Origin of the sequence: Binatus sp. (SeqCode) (assembly GCF_036522015.1) — a bacterium.
Classification (GTDB): domain Bacteria; phylum Desulfobacterota; class Binatia; order Binatales; family Binataceae; genus Binatus.
On record NZ_DATDGQ010000129.1, the window covers coordinates 1 to 7443 of the forward strand.

Consider the following 7443-nt stretch of genomic DNA (forward strand, 5'->3'; position numbering starts at 1 on the left):
GGGACATCTCGTGGCATGTCTCAAATTGGCCGCGACAGCTTCTGGACTCCCGCGCACATGATGATTTACCTCGCGGGCGTGCTCGCCGGAGTCGCCAGCGGCTACGCGATTCTTTCGACCACCTTCGGCGCCTCGCAGGAAGCCAAAGACTCCGGCATCTCGGTCTGGGGCTTTCGCGGCCCGCTCGGATGTTTCATGGCGGCGTGGGGCGGATTCGCGATGCTCACGTCGGCGCCGTTCGACAACTGGTGGCATAACGCTTACGGACTCGATGTCAAAATCGTAAGCCTGCCGCACTCGATGCTGGGCATCGGCGAGCTGATGATCGAGCTAGGCGCGTTACTGCTGGTGTGCGCGCATCTCAACCGCGCGACAGGCGCCTATCAGCGCAAGCTCGATTGGCTGTTGCTCGCGATCGGCGGCATCGTCGTGGCGGGCTCGGCGCTGTTCATCCTCGAATCGACGCCGATGGAATTCATGCACAGCTCAAGCTTTTATCGCGCGGTGGCGACCGCGTTTCCGATAGGACTGATCGCGATAACAGTCGTCTCGAAGAAGCGCTGGCCGGCGACCACGATGGCTGCGATTTACACCGCGCTGTTCCTCGCGGGTTTGTGGATCTTCCCGCTGTTCCCTGCGGCGCCGAAGCTCGGTCCGGTCTATCAGAACATCACGCACATGGTGCCGCTGTGGTTTCCCGTGCTGGTGATCGTGCCAGCGTTCGCGCTCGACCTGTTGCGCGCGTGGATGGGCGAGAAGTGGGGCGGCTGGAAATCCGCGATCGCCGCCGGATTCGTTTTCATCGCGGCGTTCGTCGCGGCGCAGTGGCCGTTTGCGGACTTCCTGATCTCACCGGCCGCGCGCAATCAGGTTTTCGGCGCCAACTATTTCGGGTATTCCGACGCCGCCAATATGCTCTACAACCCCTACCATTTCGCGTATCTGGATAAGACTTGGGCTGCATTCAGAGAAGGAATGATGATCGCGCTCGTGATGTCGATCATCTTCTGCTCGCTCGGAATGGCGCTGGGCAACTGGATGCGCACCGTCCGGCGCTGACGCGCGCGCCGCTCCCTCCCAAATGGGTAGTGGGCGGTTCAAAACCGCCCACTACCTACAGATGGTATGAATAAGCAGACTCCGAATTCTTCCCCTCTCCCTTTAAGGGAGAGGATCGAAGGTGAGGGTCCTTATACAGCGCGCTCTTTTGCGCGCGACTCAAGATTCTGCTCCTATTCTGAATCCGTCCGCCGCCGCGCAGCGATGCTCGCGGTCGCTGTCCTGCTGCTCGCAGTTCCCGCCAATGCGCACGTCGGCAGTCCCAACGTCTTTTACGAAGGCGACGCCGGGCCCTACCACCTCTTCGTGACGGTAAACGTCCCCGCGGTAATCCCCGGCGTTGCCGACGTGCAGATTCGCGCCGGCTCCGACGACGTGCGTCAGGTCAGCACTGCTGTGACGCGCCTCGCAGGCGCGGGTTCGCAGTATGCGCCCGTGGCCGACGTCGCGCAGCGCTCGCCAATCGACCCGCACCTCTTCACCTCGAGTCTGTGGTTGATGGAGTACGGCTCGATGCGAGTGCTGATAAACGTCGCGGGTGCGCATGGTCAGGCGCAAATGTCGGTCCCTGTTCCGTCTGCCGCGCGCCGGATGCTCCCGATGCCGCCGGCGCTCGGCGGATTGCTGCTGACGCTCGCGATCGCCCTAGCTATCGGCGCGATTTCGATCGTCGGCGCGGCCGCTCGCGAATCGCGCCTCGCACCGGGTGCACCGGTCACGCCCGAGCTCAAGCGCCGCGGATGGCGCGCGATGGCGATCATGTCGGTCGTCGCCGCTGCGATCTTCTATCTCGCGTTTGTGTGGTGGAACTCCGACGCGCGAAGCTACGCGGCGATTACCGCGCTGTTCAAGCCGCCCAGGCTCTCGTTGACGCTGGTCGATCGCAATCGCCTCGCGCTTCGTCCATCGCCAACCGACGGGGTTTGGCTGAAGTTCAATGTGATGGACGGCATCGTCCCCGACCACGGACACCTGATGCATCTGTTCCTCGTCCGCACTCCCGCCCTCGACCGCATCTGGCATCTGCATCCGGCTCGCCAGCCCGATGGATCGTTCGCGGATGCGCTCCCGTCGCTCGAGCCCGGGCGCTACACCGTGTTCGCGGACATAGTGGACCAAAGCGGATTTCCATGGACGCTGATCGGCTCGATCGACTTGCCACAGATAAGCGGCACGCCGCTCAGCGGCGACGACAGCGGCGGCCAGGCACCCACTCTCATTTCGTCTTCTGATTCCACCGTCGATGTACTCGATGACGGCACGCGCGTTGTGTGGCATCGCGACAGCACAGCTTTGCGCGCGAACGTGCCGATGATCCTGCGCTTCGAAGTGCAGGATCAAAACGGCAAGCCTGCGACCGGTTTGGAACCCTACATGGGAATGGCCGCGCATGCCGAGATCATGAGCTCCGACCTGCAGGTGTTCGCCCACATCCACCCGTCCGGCTCGGTCCCGATGGCCGCGCTGATGATGGCGAGCGCCAACTCAGGCGCGCCCGCTTCAATGGCGGGCATGAACATGTCCGATACGAACCTGAATCCTACGCCGGCCATTTCGCCGGAGCTGTCGATGCCCTATGGTTTTCCCAAACCCGGGCACTACCGGATTTTTCTACAGTTCAAACGCGCGGGCAAAATCGAGACCGCACATTTCGACACCGTCGTGAACTGAGCCGCATGGAAACACACACTAACCCCGAGGTCGTAATCGTCGGCGCTGGAATCGGTGGCAGCGCGCTCGCGACGGTACTCGCTCGAGCCGGCATCGCCGTGACGATCCTCGAGAAGTCGCTGGTGCACGTCGATCACGTGCGCGGCGAATGGCTCGCGCCTTGGGGCGTCGCGGAAACGCAGCGCCTCGGCTTGTATGAAACGCTGCTCGCCGCCGGAGCGCATCATCTCGGCCGTCACATCGGCTACGGCGACGATATCGATCCCGCGACTGCCGAAGCTCAGCTGCTCGCTTTCAACGCCTTCGAGAACGCCGGTTTCAAGCCGCCGCTATGCATGCGGCATCCTGTGATGTGCGATCTGCTCAACGCCGAAGCAATGAAATCAGGCGCCGAACTGATTCGCGGCGTGACCGACTTGCAGGTAGCCGCACGAAGCGCGCCCGAAGTGCGTTTCAGGCACGACCGTATCGAGCGCAAGTTGACGCCGCGTATCGTCATCGGCGCCGATGGCCGCAACTCCGTCGTGCGTGCGCAGGCCGGCATCGAGCAGCATCGCGATCCGACGCATCACCTGATGGCCGGGATGCTGGTCGACAACACCATCGGATGGCCTGCCGATTTGCAAATCTTCGGCACCGAGGCGCGCATCAACTTTCTCGCGTTCCCGCAATCGCCCGAGCGCGTGCGTCTCTATATCTGTTACTCGACCGAGGACAAGAGACGCTTCGCCGGGGCCGACAACCAGGCGCGCTTTCTCGACGCGTTCCGCCTCGCGACCGTCCCGCGCAGCGAACACCTCGCCAATGGCACTCCATCGGGGCCCTGCAATTCCTACGGCAACGAGGACACCTGGACCGACGTGCCCTACGTCCCCGGCGTCGTGCTGATTGGCGACGCTGCCGGCCACAACGATCCGATCATCGGGCAGGGCCTTTCGATCAGCTACCGCGACGTGCGCATCGTGCGCGATCTGATGCTCGAAAATCGTGACTGGACGCCTGAAAAGTTTCGACCCTACGCCGAGGAGCGCAGCGAGCGGATGCGCCGGCTCAGGCTGACGGCTTCGACCTTCTCGATAATGAGCGTGGAATTCGGCGACCATGCGCTCAAGCGGCGGATCAAAGTCCGTGAAGAGCGTCTGCACAACAATTTCCCCGATCTCGCACCGGTGGCCTTCGTCGGACCCGAGGTCCTGCCGGCTGAAATGTTCGACGAGAAGATACTCGATATGCTACGCGCCATGTGAGGTTGCTATGATCAAACTCGTTTACGTAATCCGAAAGCGCGCGGACGTTTCCGAAAAAGATTTTCACGAGTACTGGCTGAAGAAACACGGACCGCTGGTCCGCGGCTTCGCGAAATCGATGCGCGCGAAGAAATACGTGCAGAGCCACACCGTCTTCGAAGACGCTGGCCAACAAATCCGCACCACCCGTCCCAGGATGAAGGAGACCTACGACGGAATCACCGAAGTTTGGTGGGACAGTCTCGAGGATTTCAATTCGGGCGGCGATATCAAGCAACGCGCGGAGGCGGCCCGCGCACTGCTCGAAGACGAATCGAAATTCATCGACTTCGAGCGCTCCTCAATCTTCCTGACCGAAGAGCACGAAATCTTCGACTACACCAAGTAGGCGCGCTGGAAGCGCGAGATCCTTCGCTGCGCTCAGGATGACACAAAAAACTGAGCGACCTAACGTGTCATTCTGAGCGAAAGCTGCTGTAGCGAAGAATCTCGACGGACGCTCCTGCGTTCGTCACTGGCCAAACCGGCATCGTCGAGCAGCCAAACGCTTTCTCCTGCGATTGGTTGAGGGGCTGCACCTACTTAAACCGCCGCTTTAACCAATCGACAATCGTCCGATTCACCTCATCCGGAAACTCCTGCTGAACCCAATGCCCCGCGCGCTCGATATTGTGCATTTCAAGATCCGAGCACAGCGCCGGCATCCCTGCAGCCATTCGCGGCGGCAGAGCACCGTCCCACTCGGCGGTGATCATCAGGCACGGCAGGTCCAGCTTCGCGACACCAATCTCAGGATGCTCGCGCGAGTTGCGATCGATATTCCGATACCAGTTGATTCCGCCGCGAAACCCGCTCTTCTCGTATGCGCTCACATAGGCATCGAGTTCTTCGGCGGTAACAATCGGCGCGGTGTCGGGCCTCAACTCCTCGATGCGGCGGAAGGGGTTCATATCCGGTTCGCCGCTCGCCATCACGCGCTTGGCGGATTCCTCCGGCGAGAGCGGCGCGCGCATCAGGCGATCGAATATAAGCCGCGCTTGCCGGTCCATCACGCTTTCCGCGCGCCCTGGTTCCTGGAACCACAGGATGTACATGCGCTCGTCTTTGCCGTTGACCGCCGCGCGCATCACCGAGGTCGGCGGGATTGCCATGTACGGCGTGCAGACGCCGACGACGCCCGCAGTGCGCTCGGGATACAGCAAGGGCATCGCCCATGCGACGAAGCCGCCCCAGTCGTGGCCGACGAAGATCGCGCGCTCGATCTTCAGTGCGTCGAGCAGTCCCGCCATGTCACCCGTCAGCTCGGTAAGACCATAGTCAGTGACGGCAGGCGGCGCGCTCGAATCGCCATATCCCCGCTGATCGGGAGCGATAGCGCGAAAGCCTGCGGCCGCGACGGCGGGCAATTGATGCCGCCACGAATAGGCCAGTTCAGGAAACCCATGACAGAAAACAACCGCTGGTCCATCGCCAGTCTCATGAACAGTAAGACTGATCGAAGGCTGCTTGGCGCGTGCCGCAATTTTGACGGAACGACCTTGTGGCCAACTAAAATTGGACATTAAATCTGCCTCGCGTGTGTTTGCGCATCGTGTTTTTCTCCATGATTAAGGGGCAGGGGTTACCCCTGCCCAAGGAAGCGTGAAACCCACGGTGGGTTTCACATTAGATCACGTGGCTACAGATTTGCGATTACGGCGCGGGTGAACTCCGAAGTCTTTGCGGTGCCCCCCTGGTCGGGCGTCAGGACGCGGCCGTCGGCGTAAACCTTGCGCACAGCAGCGTCCAGCCGCGACGCGTCGGCGCTGAAGCCGAGGTAGTCGAGCATCAACGCGGCCGAGAGCATCGTCGCCGACGGATTGATGATTCCCATCCCCATGATATCGGGCGCCGTGCCGTGCACCGATTCGAAGTAGGCGTAGTCCGCGCCGTAACATCCGCTCGGCGCAAGACCCAGCCCGCCGATAGTTCCGGCCGCCGCGTCGGACAGGATGTCGCCGTAGAGATTCGGCGCGACCACTACATCCAGATCGTGCGGCGACTGCACCAGCCGTCGCGCGAAGTCGTCCACTATGTACTGTTCGTACTTTACTTCGGGATAGCCGGCCGCAGTTTCCTCGACGATTTTGCGAAAGAGGCCGTCGGACTCGCGCAGCATGTTGTACTTCGAGGTGCAGGTGAGCTTGCCCTTGCCCCCGGCGCGCTTGCGCTTGATCGCAAGCTGGCAGGCAAACTCGGCCACGCGCCGCGTCGCGCGCTCGGTGATCACCTTGATCGCGTAGATGCCGCGCTCCGACGTGTCGAGCGGCGCGCGCAGTATTTTGCTCATCAGCTTCAGCGGCGCCAACGCTTCGAGCGGCCCCTCGAGCCCGAGATACAGGTCCTCGAGATTCTCCCGCACGATCACAAAATCGATTCCCTCGGGCCTGGCCAGCGGACTCGCAAAACCCTTCGAGTAGCGCACCGGCCGCACGTTGGCGAAGGTTTGCTTGCCCCATCGTAGATAGGTAATCGCAGTTGTCTTGCCCGAGGTGGACCCGAACAGCGTCGTGTCGGACGCGTCGATTGCCTTGCGCGCGGCCGCTTCGGTCTCGCCACGCACCCATTTCTCGCCGGGCGGGAACTCGACGTAATCGATCGGCAGTTTCAGCGCGCGCAGTATGTCCATCGTCGCCGCCATCGCTTCCGGCGCCGCGTCGTCACCCGGCAGCACTACGACAGTTTTGTTGGTCATCGCTTGATTTCCAATTTATGCCGGCCAATAGCCTCGTGTAGCCCGCTAATAGCCTCTGATAATGCGAGGCGGATTGTTTCCTCGGACAGCGCCGTTAGGCACAGACCCGTTGCGAACGGCGCTGTTCCAATCTCGATCGAGTTGTAAAGCTCAAAGTCTCCGGGCGGGGTCTGCTGGGACACGCCGACGAATTCTCCGTCCGGGTTTATCTTCGCGCAGATAGCAGCCAGCGCGCGCGCGTACGATGCCTCGGCGAGCTCGCGATCAAGACCTGCTAGTCTGCTTCTCGTCGCGCGGCCAAGCGCTAGTGCGAATCCCGCCGCCGCCGAGGCCTCGAGGTACGAATCGGGACGATCGATTACCGTATGCCAGAGTCCGCTATTGTCCTGAAGCCGCACAATCGCATTTAGTTGACGCGCAAGTGCTTTCCGGATTTTCTCAACCTTGTCGGCAAAGCGTCCGCTTGCTTCAGCCTCCTTATCAATCTCATCCAGCACATGCAGCGCGGCATTCGAAAACCAACTATTGCCCCGAGCCCACAAGCACGGCGAAGGCGACTTCTTTTCGCCATAGGCGACGTGCCAAAAAAGACCGGTGCGGGAATCGACGAGATGATCCGCATGAAGGATCATCTGATCGAGCGCGCGATCTTGCATCGCGGCGTCGTGCAAGATTCGTCCGAGCAGCGTCATTGCGGGCGCGGTGAAGTAGGTTACGTCGATCCAGACATCC

The 7443-nt window shown here is 61.5% G+C and carries 7 protein-coding genes; 4 read left to right on the forward strand and 3 right to left on the reverse strand.

From position 1 onward, the window contains the following. The first annotated feature begins 15 nt into the window (after window positions 1-15). The 4 genes from VIW95_RS05335 (at window position 16) to VIW95_RS05350 (ending at window position 4365) form a co-directional block, all read left to right on the forward strand. Window positions 16-1059, forward strand: a complete 1044-nt coding sequence (locus VIW95_RS05335; protein ID WP_331584386.1) for a hypothetical protein — start codon at window positions 16-18, stop codon at window positions 1057-1059. A 204-nt stretch (window positions 1060-1263) separates the two neighbouring features. Then, on the forward strand, window positions 1264-2730 hold the full coding sequence (locus VIW95_RS05340) for a hypothetical protein (protein WP_331584387.1): 1467 nt from the start codon (window positions 1264-1266) through the stop codon (window positions 2728-2730). A 5-nt stretch (window positions 2731-2735) separates the two neighbouring features. Continuing rightward, entirely contained in the window at window positions 2736-3977 is a 1242-nt protein-coding gene (locus VIW95_RS05345) for an NAD(P)/FAD-dependent oxidoreductase (protein WP_331584388.1), read from the forward strand. 7 nt (window positions 3978-3984) lie between these two features. Continuing rightward, window positions 3985-4365 (forward strand): EthD domain-containing protein, encoded by a 381-nt coding sequence (locus tag VIW95_RS05350; RefSeq protein WP_331584389.1) that lies wholly within the window; start codon window positions 3985-3987, stop codon window positions 4363-4365. Window positions 4366-4555: 190 nt separating this feature from the next. Here VIW95_RS05350 and VIW95_RS05355 read toward each other — a convergent pair whose 3' ends face one another. The 3 genes from VIW95_RS05355 to VIW95_RS05365 form a co-directional block, all read right to left on the reverse strand. Continuing rightward, window positions 4556-5539, reverse strand: coding sequence for an alpha/beta hydrolase (locus VIW95_RS05355; protein WP_331584390.1), 984 nt, complete (start codon window positions 5537-5539; stop codon window positions 4556-4558). A 116-nt stretch (window positions 5540-5655) separates the two neighbouring features. Continuing rightward, a complete protein-coding gene (locus VIW95_RS05360; protein WP_331584391.1) occupies window positions 5656-6711 on the reverse strand; it encodes an isocitrate/isopropylmalate dehydrogenase family protein in 1056 nt (351 codons plus the stop codon). Next, on the reverse strand, window positions 6708-7443 hold a 736-nt coding region (locus VIW95_RS05365; protein WP_331584392.1), incomplete at its 5' end, for a glycoside hydrolase family 88 protein. The genes VIW95_RS05360 and VIW95_RS05365, both read right to left, overlap by 4 nt.